This is a genomic window from Sulfurimonas sp. ST-25, assembly GCF_048079205.1.
Taxonomy (GTDB): domain Bacteria; phylum Campylobacterota; class Campylobacteria; order Campylobacterales; family Sulfurimonadaceae; genus Thiomicrolovo; species Thiomicrolovo sulfuroxydans.
The window spans coordinates 1,166,472-1,183,373 of the sequence record NZ_CP182225.1; the positions used below are offsets into that span (position 1 = coordinate 1,166,472).

At 59.4% G+C, this 16,902-nt stretch carries 18 protein-coding genes; 15 read left to right on the forward strand and 3 right to left on the reverse strand.

The genetic code is table 11. The features are described from left to right. Positions 1–123 precede the first annotated feature (123 nt). Positions 124–2,598, forward strand: coding sequence for an ATP-dependent helicase HrpB (hrpB, locus tag ACM66T_RS05965; protein WP_231021120.1), 2,475 nt, complete (start codon positions 124–126; stop codon positions 2,596–2,598). On the opposite strand, the gene lolA is transcribed toward hrpB, so the two are convergent. After that, on the reverse strand, positions 2,599–3,114 hold the full coding sequence (lolA, locus tag ACM66T_RS05970; protein WP_231021121.1) for a LolA-like outer membrane lipoprotein chaperone: 516 nt from the start codon (positions 3,112–3,114) through the stop codon (positions 2,599–2,601). Positions 3,115–3,254: 140 nt separating this feature from the next. Here lolA and secA point away from each other — a divergent pair, with 140 nt between their 5' ends. The 4 genes from secA to ACM66T_RS05990 all read left to right on the forward strand — a co-directional run bounded on the left by secA (position 3,255) and on the right by ACM66T_RS05990 (position 8,657). Next, complete coding sequence (gene secA, locus ACM66T_RS05975; RefSeq protein WP_416768926.1) at positions 3,255–5,834, forward strand: preprotein translocase subunit SecA; 2,580 nt, start codon at positions 3,255–3,257, stop codon at positions 5,832–5,834. Beyond that, positions 5,831–7,039 (forward strand): ABC transporter permease, encoded by a 1,209-nt coding sequence (locus tag ACM66T_RS05980; RefSeq protein ID WP_231021122.1) that lies wholly within the window; start codon positions 5,831–5,833, stop codon positions 7,037–7,039. Before secA ends, ACM66T_RS05980 begins: the two co-directional genes overlap by 4 nt. 165 nt (positions 7,040–7,204) lie before the next feature. Beyond that, complete coding sequence (locus tag ACM66T_RS05985; RefSeq protein WP_231021123.1) at positions 7,205–8,377, forward strand: cytochrome-c peroxidase; 1,173 nt, start codon at positions 7,205–7,207, stop codon at positions 8,375–8,377. A 55-nt stretch (positions 8,378–8,432) separates the two neighbouring features. Continuing rightward, positions 8,433–8,657 (forward strand): hypothetical protein, encoded by a 225-nt coding sequence (locus ACM66T_RS05990; RefSeq protein WP_231021124.1) that lies wholly within the window; start codon positions 8,433–8,435, stop codon positions 8,655–8,657. Between the two features lie 4 nt (positions 8,658–8,661). On the opposite strand, the gene ACM66T_RS05995 is transcribed toward ACM66T_RS05990, so the two are convergent. Further along, positions 8,662–9,048, reverse strand: coding sequence for a hypothetical protein (locus ACM66T_RS05995; protein ID WP_416768893.1), 387 nt, complete (start codon positions 9,046–9,048; stop codon positions 8,662–8,664). A gap of 53 nt (positions 9,049–9,101) precedes the next feature. Here ACM66T_RS05995 and ACM66T_RS06000 point away from each other — a divergent pair, with 53 nt between their 5' ends. From ACM66T_RS06000 to ACM66T_RS06010, 3 genes are read left to right on the forward strand one after another with little or no spacing between them, the layout of a single operon-like run. Further along, a complete protein-coding gene (locus tag ACM66T_RS06000) occupies positions 9,102–9,842 on the forward strand; it encodes a DUF695 domain-containing protein (RefSeq protein ID WP_416768895.1) in 741 nt (246 codons plus the stop codon). Between the two features lie 2 nt (positions 9,843–9,844). Continuing rightward, positions 9,845–10,456, forward strand: coding sequence for a 1-acyl-sn-glycerol-3-phosphate acyltransferase (locus tag ACM66T_RS06005; RefSeq protein ID WP_231021127.1), 612 nt, complete (start codon positions 9,845–9,847; stop codon positions 10,454–10,456). Further along, positions 10,446–10,811 carry a diacylglycerol kinase gene (locus ACM66T_RS06010; RefSeq protein ID WP_231021128.1) on the forward strand — a complete coding sequence of 122 codons (366 nt, stop codon included), beginning with the start codon at positions 10,446–10,448 and terminating at the stop codon, positions 10,809–10,811. Before ACM66T_RS06005 ends, ACM66T_RS06010 begins: the two co-directional genes overlap by 11 nt. Here the strand turns inward: ACM66T_RS06010 and ACM66T_RS06015 are convergent. After that, positions 10,802–11,068, reverse strand: coding sequence for a hypothetical protein (locus ACM66T_RS06015; protein WP_231021129.1), 267 nt, complete (start codon positions 11,066–11,068; stop codon positions 10,802–10,804). The genes ACM66T_RS06010 and ACM66T_RS06015 overlap by 10 nt on opposite strands. Before the next feature lie 224 nt (positions 11,069–11,292). Here ACM66T_RS06015 and ACM66T_RS06020 point away from each other — a divergent pair, with 224 nt between their 5' ends. The 7 genes from ACM66T_RS06020 (at position 11,293) to ACM66T_RS06050 (ending at position 16,890) form a co-directional block, all read left to right on the forward strand. Further along, positions 11,293–11,520: a hypothetical protein gene (locus ACM66T_RS06020; RefSeq protein ID WP_231021130.1), complete on the forward strand. Its 228-nt coding sequence runs from the start codon at positions 11,293–11,295 to the stop codon at positions 11,518–11,520. Continuing rightward, complete coding sequence (locus ACM66T_RS06025; protein ID WP_231021131.1) at positions 11,513–11,920, forward strand: ester cyclase; 408 nt, start codon at positions 11,513–11,515, stop codon at positions 11,918–11,920. Before ACM66T_RS06020 ends, ACM66T_RS06025 begins: the two co-directional genes overlap by 8 nt. Positions 11,921–11,985: 65 nt before the next feature. Further along, positions 11,986–12,543: an ATP-dependent zinc protease gene (locus tag ACM66T_RS06030; protein WP_231021132.1), complete on the forward strand. Its 558-nt coding sequence runs from the start codon at positions 11,986–11,988 to the stop codon at positions 12,541–12,543. After that, entirely contained in the window at positions 12,540–14,078 is a 1,539-nt protein-coding gene (locus tag ACM66T_RS06035; protein WP_231021133.1) for a UUP1 family membrane protein, read from the forward strand. The genes ACM66T_RS06030 and ACM66T_RS06035 overlap by 4 nt, the downstream gene beginning before the upstream one ends. Next, positions 14,075–15,013: an alpha-L-glutamate ligase-like protein gene (locus tag ACM66T_RS06040; RefSeq protein ID WP_231021134.1), complete on the forward strand. Its 939-nt coding sequence runs from the start codon at positions 14,075–14,077 to the stop codon at positions 15,011–15,013. Before ACM66T_RS06035 ends, ACM66T_RS06040 begins: the two co-directional genes overlap by 4 nt. Before the next feature lie 15 nt (positions 15,014–15,028). After that, positions 15,029–15,844, forward strand: coding sequence for a polyphosphate kinase 2 (ppk2, locus tag ACM66T_RS06045; RefSeq protein WP_231021135.1), 816 nt, complete (start codon positions 15,029–15,031; stop codon positions 15,842–15,844). Beyond that, positions 15,841–16,890 (forward strand): peptidase M42, encoded by a 1,050-nt coding sequence (locus ACM66T_RS06050; protein ID WP_231021136.1) that lies wholly within the window; start codon positions 15,841–15,843, stop codon positions 16,888–16,890. Before ppk2 ends, ACM66T_RS06050 begins: the two co-directional genes overlap by 4 nt. Positions 16,891–16,902: the final 12 nt, after the last annotated feature.

Genomic DNA, 16,902 nt, shown 5'->3' on the forward strand with positions numbered 1-16,902 from the left:
AAATGAAGAGCGGGACAGACCGTACACAAATCTTTTGATGCTTTTATCCGTCCTCCCTGTCCCGATGGAATTTTTTTCACTTTTTACTTCTGGGCGGTCGGCGGAACCGTTATAATTCCAACCATGGTACCCGAACTTCCCATCCATGCAGTCCTGCCCGAAATAGGGCAGGCGCTTTTCGACAACAACCAGCTTATCCTGCAGGCCCCTCCGGGTGCAGGTAAAACGACCGTTGTGCCGCTGGAACTGCTCGAAGCGGCGTGGCTGGAAGGCAAGAAGGTCGTTATGCTCGAGCCGCGGCGGCTCGCGGCGCGCAACGCGGCACTTCGGATGGCGGAACTGCTTGGCGAGGCGGTCGGAGAGCGGGTGGGGTACCGCATCCGACAGGAGACGAAAGTCTCGGCAGCAACGCGGATAGAGGTTGTCACCGAAGGGATCCTGACGCGGATGCTGCAGAGCGACCCGGCGCTGGAGGAGGTGGGGGTGCTCCTTTTCGATGAGTTTCATGAGCGCTCCATCCATGCCGACCTGGGACTGGCGCTCTCCTTGCAGTCGCAATCCCTGCTGCGTGACGACCTGAAGCTCGTGGTGATGTCGGCGACGCTGAATGCCGAAGCGTTGAAGGGCGTGCTGCCCGATGCCGCCGTCGTGACCAGCGAAGGGCGCTGCTATCCCGTAGCGTACCGTTACCTCGATATCCGGCGGAAGCTGCCCGAGGCGAAGAGCGTAGCATCGCTGACGGCGGAGACGATCATGAGCGCACTCAATGAGGAGCAGGGGAGCATCCTTGTCTTTCTGCCCGGTGTCAAAGAGATCAATGCCGTCGAGCGTGCGCTGCAGGGTGGGACGGCAAGCAACATTGTGATTGCGCCGCTGTACGGCGATCTCTCCAAAGCGGCGCAGCAGCATGCCATCGCCCCCGCCCCCGAAGGTAAACGCAAGGTCGTCCTCGCGACGAACATCGCCGAAACTTCCCTGACGATTGACGGCGTACGCATCGTCGTCGACAGCGGGCTGGAGCGTTTCGTGGAGTACGATGCGGCCTCTGGCATGAACCGGATGCGCACGCGCATGATCACGCAGGACTCCGCCGTGCAGCGCGCGGGACGGGCGGGCCGGACGCAAGAAGGGGTCTGCTACCGGCTCTGGCATGAGAATAAGCCGCTGGTGCCGCATGCGCGGCCCGAAATCGTGCAGAGCGACCTGGCACCCTTGATGCTGGAACTCGCCAACTGGGGTGCCGGCGTCGATGAACTGAATTGGGTCGACAGGCCGCCAATGCATGCGGTAGAAGAGGCATCCTTATTATTAATATCACTTAATATGGCAGATGTTTCCGGCCGCATCACGCCGCACGGCGAAGCGGCGCTGGCGCTTGGGCTGCATCCGCGCCTGGCCCACATGCTGCTGCGGGCCAAGGCGGAGGGACTCGGGTACGAGGCGGTTCTGCTCGCGACCCTGCTGCAGGAGCGGACGGGTTTCAGCGGTACGGACCTGTCCGAAGGCATGGGGTGGCTGGACCGTGTGCTGCAGACGGGTGAGAGCGGCAACCTGCTGCGCCATGCCGTGAACCTGCTCAAAAAGCGCACGGGCTGCGAACGGGGCAGCGGGGTGAAAACCGATACGGCGGGGGTACTCGCGGCGCTGGCGTATCCCGACCGCATTGCCAAACGCCGCAGTCAGGGGTCGGAGCGCTTTTTGCTGGCCAACGGCAAGGGGGCGGTGCTGGGCGATGCGACTCTGTTCCTGCATGACGATTACCTTGCCGTCGCCGATGCAGGCGGGCAGGGGGAGCCGCTGCGCATCTTCCATGCCGCCGCATTATCGCAGTCGGAACTGGAAGCGTGGTTCGGCGATGCCATTGCGACGGAGGAACAAGTCGCGTGGAACGACGAGTCGGGTCGCGTCGAGGCACTCCGGCTGCGGCGCCTCGGTGCCTTGACGCTGGAACAGTCACGCATTGACAGCCCTTCGCAGGAACTAGTCGCCAAGGGCGTGCTTGAGGGCCTGCAACAGAGCGGACTTTCCGTCTTGCCGTGGGCAAGAAAGAGCATGTCGCTCCGTGAACGGGTCAACTTCGTCAACCGCCACATGCCGGAGACGTTTGCCGCCATGGATGACGACACACTGCTGGAGACACTGGAGCACTGGCTGTTGCCCTACCTGGAGGGTGTCCGCGACCTCAAGGGGCTGCAGAAGCTCGATATGCATTCGATCCTCTCTGCGCTGCTGGGCTGGGACGCATTACAGAAACTGGATGCGCTGGCACCGGAGACGGTAACGGTGCCCAGCGGTTCGACCATCCGCATCGACTACGCAGACCCGGTGCAGCCGGTGCTTGCCGTGCGCCTGCAGGAGGTTTTCGGCTGGGAGCGTACGCCGACGGTACTGGAGGGTAGCGTGCCGCTGATGCTGCACCTGCTCAGCCCGGCCCAGCGGCCGGTACAGGTGACGAAGGATCTGGCGTCGTTCTGGCGGGAGGGATATGCCGAGGTGCGCAAGGAACTGCGGGGCCGGTACAAGAAACACTACTGGCCCGAAGACCCCTACGAGGCGGTCGCGACATCGAAGACGAAGAAGGGGATGGCGCGGGGCTGATCACTCCCGGAGCAGGTCGTAATAGGGCGGGATCTCCGGCGCGAAGAGGGCGTCGTCGAGGTTGCGGTTGATCTTCTGGTTTGAGAAGCGGATCTGGACACTGTTCTCGAAAGGGTCGTTGTAGGAGATCGCCAACGGGATGTCGTCGCGGATCTTGATAGTGAACTGCTGGGACTTGTGGGTCGCCAGGTAGGTTTCGTCGTCGAGCTTCACGGCCTTGGCGAGGATCTTGAAGAGGTCGATCTCGTCGCGGAAGGTCTTGACGATGGCCTGCTCGAGCTCCGGTTCGATGATGGTGACTTTGTGGCCGATGACGAAGACGCTCTTCTCGACGGGCTTGAAGTAGTGCCAGTGTGCCTTGTCCGGGCGCGTCGCGTCGACATGCCCCTCGTAGGTGATGGTCTTGTTCGTATCGTCGACGATCTGCTGGGTAAAATCCGCGCTGAAAGAACGGATGGAGTCGGTAAACCCGAAAAGGGCGCTAAAAGCGGCGAGCAGCAGAAAAATTGTTTTCATTTGAAACCTTTTTTGCGCAATTGTAACCAAAAATGGTGACCGGACACCCCTTTACGAAACCTTTATAGAAACGATACCTTCGCTTAGTTATAATCAGCGCAAAAAAAGGGGCACTGCCGGTGCCCGGAACTAGGGAAAAGATGCTGCAGACGATGATGGGCAAGGTGTTCGGCACCAAGAACGACCGGGAGCTGAAACGCTACAAACGGGCACTCAAAAAGATCAATGCGCTCGAAGCGACATATGAAGCGATGGACGATGCGGCACTGCAGGCTGCTTTCGAAGAACTGAAAATGGCCGTGCGCGCCGAAGAGAAGAGCCTCGAAGAGGTCCTTCCCGACTCCTTTGCCATCACACGCGAAGCAGCCAAACGTACCCTGGGAATGCGTCACTTCGACGTCCAGATGGTCGGCGGTATGGTCCTGCACGAGGGACGCATTGCTGAGATGAAAACGGGGGAGGGTAAGACCCTCGTTGCCTCCCTTCCTGTCGCGCTTAACGCGATGACGGGCAAAGGCGTCCACGTCGTCACGGTCAACGACTACCTCGCGCAGCGCGACGCCACGGAGCTTACGCCGCTGTACGGGTTCCTGGGCTACGAGGTCGGTACGGTCCTTGAGGGCGAATACGACCCGCAGGTCAAACGTGCCCACTACGCCGCCGACATTACCTACGGGACGAACAACGAGTTCGGGTTCGACTACCTGCGTGACAACATGAGCTTTTCCCGCGAACAGATGGTGCAGCGTGGCCACCATTTCGTCATCGTCGATGAAGTGGACTCCATTCTTATCGACGAGGCGCGGACCCCGCTGATCATCTCCGGCCCGACCAACCGCACCCTTGACAACTACGTCCGCGCCGATGAGATCGCCAAGCAGCTCTCGAAAGAGACCCACTTTACCGTTGACGAAAAAGACCGCCTCGTCCTCATCACCGAAGAGGGTATCGCCAAGGCCGAAGAGCTCTTCGCCGTCGACAACCTCTACAGCCTGGAGAATTCCGCCCTGTCGCACCACCTCGACCAGGCGCTCAAGGCCAACTACATCTTCGAGATCGACGTCGATTATGTCGTCAAGGACGGCGAAGTCGTCATCGTCGACGAATTCACTGGCCGCCTTTCCGAAGGGCGCCGCTACTCCGAGGGGCTGCACCAGGCCCTCGAGGCCAAAGAGCGCGTGCAGATCAAGGAGGAGTCACAGACCCTCGCGGACATCACCTTCCAGAACTACTTCCGCATGTACGACAAGCTGGCGGGGATGACCGGTACAGCGCAGACGGAGGCGACGGAGTTCGCCCAGATCTACCGCCTCGACGTCGTCTCCATCCCGACAAACGTCCCGGTCGTCCGTGAAGACCTCAACGACCTTATCTACAAGACCGAGCTCGAGAAGTTCCAGGCGTCCATCGAGAAGATCAAGGAGCTCAATGCCAAAGGGCAGCCGGTCCTCGTGGGTACGGCCTCCATCGAGAAGTCCGAAGTGCTGCACGAGCTGCTGAAGCGCGAGAAGATCGCCCATACCGTTCTCAATGCGAAGAACCACGCCCAGGAGGGTGAGATCATCAAGAGTGCCGGCGATAAAGGCGCGGTCACGATTGCGACCAATATGGCCGGACGCGGGGTTGACATCAAGGTCAGCGACGAGATCAAAGCGATGGGTGGCCTCTACATCATCGGGACGGAGCGCCACGAGAACCGCCGTATCGACAACCAGTTGCGCGGCCGTTCCGGCCGCCAGGGCGACCCGGGGGTCAGCCAGTTCTACCTGAGCCTCGAGGACAATCTGCTGCGCATCTTCGGCTCGGACAAGATCAAAACGATCATGGAGCGCCTCGGCGTCGAAGACGGCGAGTATATCGAGTCGAAAATGGTTACCCGTGCCGTCGAGAAGGCGCAGAAGAAGGTCGAGAACCTCCACTTCGAAGGGCGGAAGCAGATCGTCGAGTATGATGACGTCGCCAACGAACAGCGCAAGATCGTTTACCGTTTCCGCAACCAGCTGCTCGACCCGGAATTCGACATCGGCATCAAGGTCAACGAGATCCGCGAGGCGTACGTGGCGCGGGCGCTGACGGAGTGCGAGATCTACGAAGGCGGCGGCCGGGAGGAGTTCGACCTCGAGAAACTCGTGAAACTGCTCCAGGAGGAGCTCCATTTCGTCGCGGAGGACGGTGCCTTCGAAGGGCTCGATTTCGAAGAGCTCTCCGAGAAGCTCAATACAGAGATCAAAGAGGCGTATGATACGAAGATGGCCGTCGTGGACGAGTCGGTCCGCCGCGACATCGAGCGCGAGATCTACCTCAAGACCCTCGACACAGCGTGGCGCGAACACCTCTACCGCATGGATACGATGAAAACGGGTATCCGCCTGCGCGCGTACAACCAGAAAGACCCGCTCGTCGAGTACAAAAAAGAGAGCTTCAACCTCTTTACGGAGCTGATCGAGACGATCAAGTACGACACGATCAAGACCCTGCAGATCATCCGCTTCCAGCTCCGTTCGCCGGAAGAGGAGGCCGAGGCCTTCGCCCGTGCGCAGGAGATCGAACGAAAGCAAAAAGAGATGCAGATGCAGCTCAACCGTGAAAGCGACGAAGCCGCAGACGCCCCCTCCGCGAAAAAACCGGCCCGCAACGACCCCTGTCCCTGCGGCAGCGGTAAAAAATACAAGAACTGCTGCGGACAGAGCGGACCGAAGAAGGGGGCGTTTGCCTCTTGAAAAAGCAGCGCGGCCTGACGAACTACCTGTTGCGCCGCTTTCTGCGGTTTGACCGGGAGCAGCCCTTCATCTTCCTCTCCGCGATGCTCGCCTTCCTGGGCATCATGCTCGGCGTCATGGTCCTCATCATCGCCATGGCGCTGATGAACGGTTTCGACAACGAGTTCAAGAAAAAACTCACGATCATGAACTACCCGCTCACCATCGTGCCGCGCTTTTACGGCAGCGTGAACAGCGAGCTTTTGATGCAGCTCGAACAGGAGTTCCCGCAGCTGAAGTTCAGCCCCTATGTCGCCGCTTCCGTTATTGCCCGCAGCGGCTCGCAGCTGGAGGGGGGCTACCTCTTCGGGGTGGACTTCAAGGCCGAACGGGAGGTTAACCCGGTCGTTGCGAAGGGGCTCGAGACGCTGCCGGAAGGGAACTTCAAGGTCCTTGTCGGCGAAGCGCTGCTCGAAGCGTTTGCCCTCGGCGAAGGGGACCGGCTGATGTACATCTTCACCCAGATCGAACCGGGCGGGCTGGCGGTGACGCCGAAGCTCAAGCGTTTCGTCATCGCCGGCAGTTTCGATTCGGGTCTGAGCGCCTATGACAAGGCCTACAGCTACACCGATCTGCACTCGCTGCAGACGATCATGCACCTGCCCGATAACGTCTATGACGGCATCCACATTATGACCGACGATCCCCAGAAGGTGATAGAGGAGGTGCGTTCAGTCCTGCCCGAAGGCGTGCGCATCAAGGGGTGGTGGGAAGACAACGTCAACTTCTTCGCGGCGCTGGAGCTGGAAAAACGTTCGCTCTTCATCGTGCTGATGCTTATCATCCTGATCGCAGCCGTCAACATCATCTCTTCGCTGCTGATGACGGTGATGAATCGCCGCAGCGAGATCGCGCTGCTGATCTCCCTGGGGGCCTCCCCGGCGCAGATCAAGAAGCTCTTTTTGAAACTCGGTGTCGTCATCGGCATCGGGGGGATTGTTACCGGGGCCATTCTCGGGCTTTCGGGTGTATGGGTGCTGCAGACCTTCGACATCATCACGCTGCCCAAACACGTCTACCCGACGGCCCGCCTGGCGCTGGACCTCTCCTGGCAGGATTTCCTCTCCATCCTCGGCGGGGCCTTTGCCATCGTTGTACTCTCTTCGTGGTACCCGGCGAAGAAAGCGAGCGAGGTCGATGTCCTGACGGTGCTGCGCAACGAATAGCGTTGGCGCTCCGGCGCCTCTTTTTCCCTCTTATTCCTCCAATCCATGACAAAATTGTTACATTTATAATAACATTATCGATAATCACTATCAAATTAAAGCTTCTTTGAAGAATATCTTTTGCATACTATCAAAACGATTATGATTATCAATAATGGAGTCAAGATGAAAATAGGAACGTTTACGGGACTCGGAATCCTACTGGTGCTGCTCGGCGGCTGTAACGAATCGAACAAGAGCGGTCTCGATCCGCAGAGGGTAGCGCTCGGCGAGGCGTTTTTCAATGATACGAACCTCTCAAACACGGGGAATCAGGCCTGCGCCTCCTGCCATGACGCGGGACGCGCTTTCAGCGAAGCGCGTACGGCAACGGCTCAGAACGATTTCGGTGCCGTCTCCATCGGTGACGACAATGTTTCCATCGGCGACCGCAACGCGCCGTCCGCGATGTACGCGGCGTTCTTCCCGGCGTTTCATTTTGACGACGAGGCGGGCGAGGGCGAAGGGAGCGGCGGCCTCTGGCTGGGCGGCCAGTTCCACGACGGCCGGGCGGCAGACCTTAAAGCGCAGGCGAAGGGGCCGTTTTTGAACCCGGTCGAGATGCAGATGCCCGATTTCAGCAGTGTCGTGGCGCGGGTCAGGGCGAACCCTGCTTACGTCACGGAACTCGAAGCACTCTACGGCGACAGTGTCTTCGACGACGATGCCGTGGCCTACGACGCGATCGGGGAGGCTATCGCCACCTTTGAGAAGAGCGACGTCTTCGCACCCTTTGATTCGAAATACGACCGCTGGCTCAAAGGGGAGGCGGATCTTACCGAGCTGGAGCGTACGGGGCTGGAGATGTTCGTGCGCGCCGACAAAGGCAACTGCGCGGCCTGCCATCCCAACGTCGGGACGGGCGGCACGCCGGCCCTCTTTACAGATGCGACCTTCGACAACCTGGGGGTCCCCGTCAATGAAGCGGTCCGCAGCAACCCGAACAACCCGCTGAGCGCCGTGGCGGATTACCGCGACCTCGGTCTGGGGGGAACGACGGGCGATCCCTCCCTCGACGGCGCGTTCAAGGTGGCGACGCTGCGCAACATCGCGGTAACGGGACCCTACATGCATAACGGCGTCTTCAAGACCCTCAAAGCGGTGGTGCATTTCTACAATACCCGTGACGTGACCGGCGCGCTCAACCCGGAGACAGGACTGCCGTGGCGCACGCCGGAGGTGCCCGAAACGATCAACATCGACGAGCTCGGCAACCTGGGGCTGAGCGACGAGGAGGAGGATGCCATCGTCGCCTTCCTCAAAATCCTGACAGACGCCCGTTACGAATCGCTGCTGTAGCGATTGATTCGGCCCCGCCATTGCGCTATACTATCTAGAAAACAATGGAGGGGCCATGTCCGTAGAGGGGCTGATGCTGAGTGCCGCCGCGCTGCTGCTAATCGTGACGGCGGGACTTTTTTACCTTATTGTACGGCGGATCGGGCGTGCCCAGCGCGATGACAATGCGCGAATGGACAAACTCAGCGAATCGCTGATGGAGAAACTCGAATCCCAGTCACTTTCCGAAGAGCAGAAGGCGAAGATCGCCGAAGCGCTCAAAGAGATAAGGGAGCGTTGACCTTTTAAAGGATCGCCCACAGCACCAGCGGCGGGTAGACGGCGAAGCCGGCATACGGCATCCATTTCCCCAGCGGCATAATGAGCATCTCCTGCAGCGGTGCGGAGACCTCCCTCTTTTCAAATACCTGCTGCATCAGGACGATCTTTGTCGCGATATCGACCGTTTTGATAAAGAGGAGCATGACGGCGGGCAGCGCCATCCGCGTCTCCAGGATCAGCCAGATGGCAAAGTAGTAGGTGGGGTGCAGCAGAAGAAAGTAGAAGATGCTTCTGTCATAGCGGCGCCGGATCCGTATGAGCATCTCCAGCATCGTCGGCGCCTTCTGCCAGGCGACCTCGAACCCTTCGAGGAGCAGATAAAAAACCGTGACCGCGATAATGCTCTCCATCTGTTCCTTCCCCAATCTTTGTTAAAATAGCGCCATTATACCAAGGGCAGTGCATGAACGTTACCTACACGACGACAAATGAAGAAAATACCCCGGTCACGATCGAGGCAAACCTCGATTTTGAGCCCCAAAGCGACGATACGGTCTGGATGCTCTGGAGCTTTGCACCGCTCAAATCGCCGAACGCGGCGGGCGGGTGCAGCGAAGAGGAACGCCGTGTCCTCGATGCGATCAAGACGGAACTGAACGATCGGCTCGAACTGCGTAACGGCGCCCTGTATGCGGGCATGCGCCTGCAGGAGGGGTGGGCGGAGCTCTACTACTATGCCGCCTGGAGCAAGGGGGCGGAGCAGCAGTTCCGGGATCTTTTCAAGCAGCACGGCTACGGCCAGATAGAATACGGGGCGACCCGGGATACCCATCACGCCTTTTATCATGACGTTCTCGTACCCGATCCCTTTGAGCTTCAGCAGGCCAAAAGCGCCGAGATCATTGCGGAACTCTCAGCGGCCGGCGATGACCTCTCCTGTGAACGCCCGGTGGAGCATTACCTCTTTTTCCAGACGCGCACGGCGATGCAGCGCGCGGCGGTGGCTCTGGCCGAAGAGGGTGTGCGTATCGAGACGGACCTGGAAGAGGAGGGGCTCTATCCCCATGGACTTATGTACGAACGCACGCACGCCTGTACCCCCGAAGTGCTTGAGGAGGTCACCCGGCCGCTGATCGAAACCGCACTCGAGGCCCACGGACACTACCTGGGGTGGAGTACCTCGCTTTCCGGAAACGAGGGGTGAGGATGCGCAAGGGCGTGCTGCTGCTGCTCTGGACGGTGGCCGCGCTACTGGTGTCGCTGCGCTACCGCGTCCGGGCCGAGGGACGGGAACACGTTCCGCCGTCCGGGCCTGTGCTGCTGCTGGGCAACCATGTCAGCTGGCTGGACTGGCTGCTGGTGCAGATCGCGCTGCGCCGCCGTCTGCTGCGCTACATGATGGAGCGCGCCATCTACGAGTGGAAAGCGCTGGGGTGGATGTTCCGGCTGGGACGGACGATCCCCGTCTCCCCCAAGGCGTCGAAGCAGGCGTTCAAAGAGGCGATATCATCGTTAAACGCAGGAGAAGCCGTGGCTATTTTTCCCGAAGGGGGCATCAGCCGGCGCTGCGAGATAGAAAAGTTTTATAGGGGATTTGAGATAATAGCGTCTCAGAGTCACGGGGGGGAAATCGTGCCGTTTTACATCGACGGGATGTGCGGCAGCCGATGGTCCTATACCCGAAAGAGCCATACCGGCCCGCGGCGTTCGCTGCGGCGCACGGTGACGGTCGTCTTCGGTGCCCCGATGCCCCTTGCCAGCAGCGCGGATTCGGTCCGCGACGCGGTCATGCAGTTAAAGGATTCGATTGCTCAATAAACCGGAATACACCCTCTTTAAAAATACGCGCTATGCCCTGAGCGGCCTCATCGAGGTGATTCGCAACGAGAGCTCTTTCAAACTGCAGCTGCTGCTCTTTTTCGGCATGGGCACCTTTGCCTGGCTGCTGCCGATCAGCCCGCTTTACAGCGCAATTTTGAGCATTTCTCTCTTTATCCCGCTCCTGGCGGAACTGGCCAACAGCGCGGTGGAGCGCGTCGTGGACCTGGTGACGCTCGAATACCATGAACTGGCCAAACGCGCCAAGGATGCGGGGGCGGCACTGGTGTTCGTTTCGCTCGTGATGACCGGCGCCATCTGGATCAGCACCCTGCTGATCGCTTTTTACTTCTGAGCCTTTTTCGCACTCGCATTGGCATCCGCCGCATACGCGCCGGGGAGTTCCGGGGTGTATCCGTTGGCGATGTCGAGGCAGCGCCGGTAGGCGGTATCGCAGGTGTCGTAACACGACGAGGAGGCGTTTTCCATTCCGTCACACTTCGCGACGCAGGCGTCGTTCCTTTCGTCGCATACTTCCATCGGGTCTCTCTCTTCGGCTTGCGCTGAAAGTGCCGCAAACAGTAGGCACGCTCCCCAAACTATCTGTTTCATCATGCGCTTTCTCCTCCCGGCTGTACGGCTGTCTATTTGGCATAGGGCAATGCAATGAGTGTCTAAATTATAGCGCTGTTTTTGCAAAAAAAGGAGTATAATTTCTGGTTTGCACTTATTTTTGTTTTGGCCGCTGCGCGCGGTCATAGTCGGGTAGCAGCCCGTGTTCGGCGCCCCTTGGCGCTTTACTATTTGAGGTCGAAATGACGATTTCTGATATCGAAATGGAAATGAAGTTGAACGGTGTGGAGGAAGCGGATGCCGCTTCGATCCTTGCGGTTTGCAAAACGAAGGGGTACGCCCCCGAAACCCTTGACGAAGAGCTGGAAAAACGGGGATACGAGCGCATCTTTACGTATGATTTTGAGAACGATGAAACCTGGGAGGACGACGAGGACGATTTCGCGCCGGTTGAACGCTTCCCCCACAAACACCGTTTCGATGATGAGTGAGCGCGTGATGGAACCGCGGCAGTTGCTCGAACACTATTATGCGATGTGGAATGATAAGGATTTCTCCCAGGCTGATGTGCTGTTGGACCCCGATGTCCGTTTCAGGGGATCGCTGGGAATCGAAGCGAACGGCCTGGCGGGCTTCAAAGACTATGCTGAGATGGTGACACGGGCGTTTCCGGCCCTTTACCACGCCGTCGAGATCACCGTCGTCGAAAATGAGAGGGCTGCTGCATACGTCTCCTATACGGGCAAGCATGAAGGTGCGCTTTTCGGGCATCCGGCTTCGGGCAACAGGGTCAGCTTCTCCGGCGCCTCTTTTTTCCATTTCCGTAACGGCAGGATCGCATCGATCAACGTGCTCGGCGACCTCAATACGCTGCTGTCACAGTTGTCATAGTCACCTTTCTCTGTTACAATCTAAACCAAAAATGCCTTTTTGGCTACGAAAGTGAGCGGCGTATTTTGAAGAAACGGACCTTCCTGGCGATCTTATGTTTAGTGGCGTTCAGTGCGCTGGCGGCTGTGGAGACGGCCGCGCAGCAGCCCCCTGTCGTCGAAACACCGGCCGAAGTGAGCTGGAGCGACGAAGAGGCGGACGCGGGCGAGATCGGCACGAAACAGGTGATCGGGAAGGTGGAGAAGGTGTTTGTCGAACCGGGTGGCTTTGTCCTCGACGGCAGGATCGACACCGGTGCCAATACGACCTCCATCGGCGCAGAAGAGCTCCAGATCATCAATGAAGACGGCCAGGACTGGGCCCTGTTCAACGTGAACGGAAAACCGATCCGTGCCAAGGTCGTCCGTTTTGTCAAAATCAAGCAGCACGGCGCCCCCTCGCAGCGCCGGGCGGTTGTAATGCTCAAACTCACCCTCAGTGACGTGACCCAGGCGGTCGAGGTGACCCTGACCGACCGGAGCAACTTCAAATACAAGATCCTCATCGGGGTCAATTTCCTGCATGATCACTTCATCGTCGATGTCAGCCGAAAATATATCAAAGAGCTGGTGGAAACACCGTGATATCGTCACGTTTTCAGGTATTGATGATCGCCATGCTGCTGGCGATGGCGGGGCTCTTCGTCTCCTGGTACAAGGTGGTGTACCTGGGTGTTCCTGTTACGCCCCATGACAAGCGATCCGTCTTTACGGTCACGGCGGAGGTGGACCTGGAAGGTACCGGCAGTGCCGCGTCGGTCTCGCTGCGCCTCCCGTCGCAGCAGCCGGGCATGAAGATCCTTGAGCGGGAGGGGGAGGCCGGCGAGTTCGGCATGACGACCGCCTCCATGCAGGACGGAGAACTGCTGCACTGGACGAAACGGCAGTTTGACGACAAGAGCAAGCTTTTTTATAAGGTAAGGGTCACGCCCGAGCCGCTCTACGAGCCCCAGGAACGCAAGGATATGTGGGACACGACCCCCGCATACGACGACACGCAGTTCTGGGATGCATCGGAACAAGCCGCGGCGGCGGGGATCCTCAACTTCGCCCGGGAGCATTCGGCCGATGGGATCTCCCTGGCGGCACAGCTAATCGATATGTTCAACACCGAAATGCCGACCGATGCGGTCAAAGAGCTCCTGGCGAAGAAGAACGAGACGACAGCTTCTCTGGTCATGGCACTGCTGGCACGGGAAAAGGTTCCCTTCCGCAAGGTGCGCGGCATTATGCTCGAGGACGGGCAGAAAAAACGGCGGGCCGTGACCCTGCTGGAGGTCAAAGGGACGGACGAGACGGGCTATTTCAGCTTCAAGTCGGGGCAGATCACGCTGCCGGAGAACTTCTTCGTCTGGTCGCTCGGCAACCGGGCAATGATGACGACCAAGGGGATTGCCAAAGCGCGGCTGCGCTTCTCGGTCAGCGAGGCGAAAGTGGCGGCCTCGATGCTCAGCAAGCGCGAAATGCTGCGGCAGGGGAACGATTTTCTGAACTTCTCGCTCTACACCCTGCCGAGCTCACAGCAAAACGCCTTCAAGCAGTTGCTGCTGATCCCGATCGGCGCGCTGGTGGTCGTCATCTTCCGTATCCTGATCGGGATCCGCACCATGGGGACCTTCATGCCCGTCCTGTTTGCCCTCGCCTTCATCCAGACGACGCTGCTCAGCGGCCTGGCGATGTTCTTCGTCATCGTCGCGAGCGGCCTGATCGTACGCAGCTACCTCTCCCGGCTCCAGCTGCTGCTGGTGGCGAGGATATCCGCCGTCATCATCGTCGTGATCAGCATCATGTCGATCATGAGTATCATCAGTTTCAAACTCGGTATCGACGAAGTGCTCAAGATCACCTTCTTCCCGATGATCATCCTCTCCTGGACGATCGAGCGGATGTCGATCCTCTGGGAGGAGAGCGGGGCGCGGGAAGCGCTGACCCAGGTCGGCGGTTCACTGATCGTAGCGATCGCCGCCTCTTTTGCGATGGATAACGACTTTGTGCGCCACCTGACATTCACCTTCCCCGAACTGCAGCTGCTCGTCCTGGCCATGGTCATCCTGATCGGCCGCTACACCGGCTACCGTCTTTCCGAACTGGTGCGTTTCGCACCGATGGCCGGGCGATGAAACTGGTGACCTTCGGTGCGCTGCGGCGCAAAGGCATCATCGGGATGAACTACCGCAATATCGAACTGATCGGCCGCTATAATCCCCGCAAACTCTACCCGATGGTCGATAACAAGCTGATGACAAAAGAGCTGGCCACCGCTTCGGGGGTACCGGTGACGGAACTGTATGCGACCATTGAACGCCAGTCCCAGCTGCGCGACCTTCATAACATCCTCGCCCCCTATGAGAGCTTTGTCGTCAAACCCGATTACGGCAGCGGCGGGAAGGGGATCGTCGTCATCACCCACCGCGAAGGCGATACCTTTATCAAAGCCAGTGGCGATGCGCTCTCACTGTCGGACCTGCGCAAACACTTCTCCAATGTCCTCAGCGGCCTTTACTCGCTGGGCGGCCGGTACGATACGGCGATCATCGAAAAAGTCGTCGCCTTCGACCCGATGTTTGCCAATTACAGTTTCGAAGGGGTGCCGGACATCCGCATCATCGTCTACCGGGGCTACCCGGTGATGGCGATGATGCGCTGTCCGACCAAGGAGAGCGACGGGAAAGCGAACCTGCACCAGGGGGCCGTCGGCGTCGGATTGAGCCTGAAAGACGGTTCGGCGCTTTCGGCGGTTATCCACGACCGCCCCGTCACGCATCACCCCGATACCCATCACGATTTCGCCCACCTTCAGGTCCCCCAGTGGGAAGCGGTGCTGTCGATGGCGTCATCGTGCTATGAGATGACGGGCCTGGGCTACCTGGGGGCCGACATCGTTTTTGACAAGAACGACGGTGCGCTGCTGTTGGAACTCAATGCCCGGCCGGGCCTGGCGATCCAGATCGCCAACGGCATGGGGCTTCGGGGGCGGCTGGAGACGGTGGACCGTCAAAAACAGACGCGGGATGCCCATGAGCGCGTGCTTTACAGCATGAACTATCTCGAATAACGTCCGGGGGAGACAATGCAAACGTACGGCCTGACACCGAAGCAGCAGGATGAAGCGCTTCGCATCCACGCGGAGAACCTGGCGCTCGCACCTTACCAGGCGGAACTGATCAAGCTTCAGCAGCATATCGAACGTAACCGGTTGAAGATGATGGTGCTTTTCGAGGGGCGTGACGCCGCGGGCAAAGGGACGACAATCGGCAGCGTCAGCCGTTTCATGAATCCGAAGCACTACCGCATCGTCGCCCTGGGTAAACCGACGGAGGAGGAGCGATCGCAGTGGTATTTCCAGCGCTACATCAAACACTTCCCCCATTTCGGGGAACTGGTCCTCTTTGACCGCAGCTGGTACAACCGGGCGATGGTCGAGCCGGTCTTCGGGTTCTGCACCCCGCGCGAACATGCGCTTTTCCTCAAGCACGTCGTGCCGTTCGAACAGGCGCTGACGGAGGAGGGGACGCTCCTCGTCAAACTCTATTTCAGCGTTAGTAAGCAGAAGCAGGCCCTGCGTTTCGAACAGCGCCGGAGTGATCCGCTGCGCCGCTGGAAACTCAGCGAGATCGACATGCAGGCGCAGAGCATGTGGGAGCAGTTCACGCAGATGAAGTACCAGATGCTGACCGTGACCGATCACGCGGCGGCTCCCTGGCACGTCATCCGATCCAGCGACAAGCACAAGGCGCGGCTCGAGACGATGAAGCTCCTGCTGCGGCAGGTCGATTATGAAGGGCGTGACGACAGCCTTATTCTCACACCGGACCCGAAGGTCTGCTTCTCCGGACGGCAGGAGTTGAACCTGATGGACCAGCACGGAAAAGGACTGACATCATGAGCGGCACGGCGTTCAGCGAATTCCTCGACACCCTGAAGTACCTTGTCCGCCGCCCCTCCGTCGTCGGGGCGGAGCACCCCTTCTTTCTGACGCTTAAACGCGAACTCGATGAACTCGGGATTGAAACGACCCTTTATGAAGGGGTGCTTTTTGCGCAGGGCAAGCGGCCCGAAGCGGGAGCGCTGTCGGCGCACATCGACCGCCACGGTCTGATCTGTACGGGTCCGAACGAGTTCCAGTACGCGGCGTTCCTGACCCAGAACCGCGCGGACCTGATCGGCAATTCGGTGGCGGAACAGACGATGAATACGATCTCGGAGCGTTTTGCGGGGCAGGCGGTCCAGGCCTATCAGCCCTGGTCGGGTACATACATCGGGCTGGGCAATATCGAGAAGGCCTACATCTGCCCGAGGCGTAACAACCTGATCTTTGAGGTCAGGGGGCTGGAGTACCTGCTGCCGGGGACGCCGGTCGCCTATGTCGATTCGCTCCGGATGAACGACGGCATGCTCTCTGCCCAGCTTGACAACGTTATCAGCGCGGCGCTGATCCTGCACCTCTACCGCTGTGGGTACGAAGGTACAGCCTTTTTTACGGCACAGGAGGAGGCGGGCAAAAGCTGGCGTTTCGTGCTGGAGTGGTACCGCCGTTTCGACGGGGAGACCGACCGGCTCCTGGTCCTGGATACCAGTCCTTTCCCTGACCGCGAAACGGCCGATGCGCAGGACCTTGTGCTGCGCTACCGGGATGCGAACGCTTCTTTCAACAAGGCGTTTACGGAGGAGATCGCCGCGCGTTGCGAACGTCTCGGCATCCGCTATGGTTTCAAAGACCGCTATATCGAGGCGCAAAACGCCAAGCTGATGGCGTCGGGAGGAACGGCGGCGTCGCTGGGGAGTACGGAGATGGGGCGGCTGGCCGCGGAGGGGACGCTCCAGGGGACGACCCTGCAGCTGCCGACGACCGGGTATCATACCGTCTCGGAGACGGTCCGGACAGAATCCGTCAAGAAGATGCTAGCGCTGCTTACCGACCTCTATTTGTGAGCATCTAAGAAA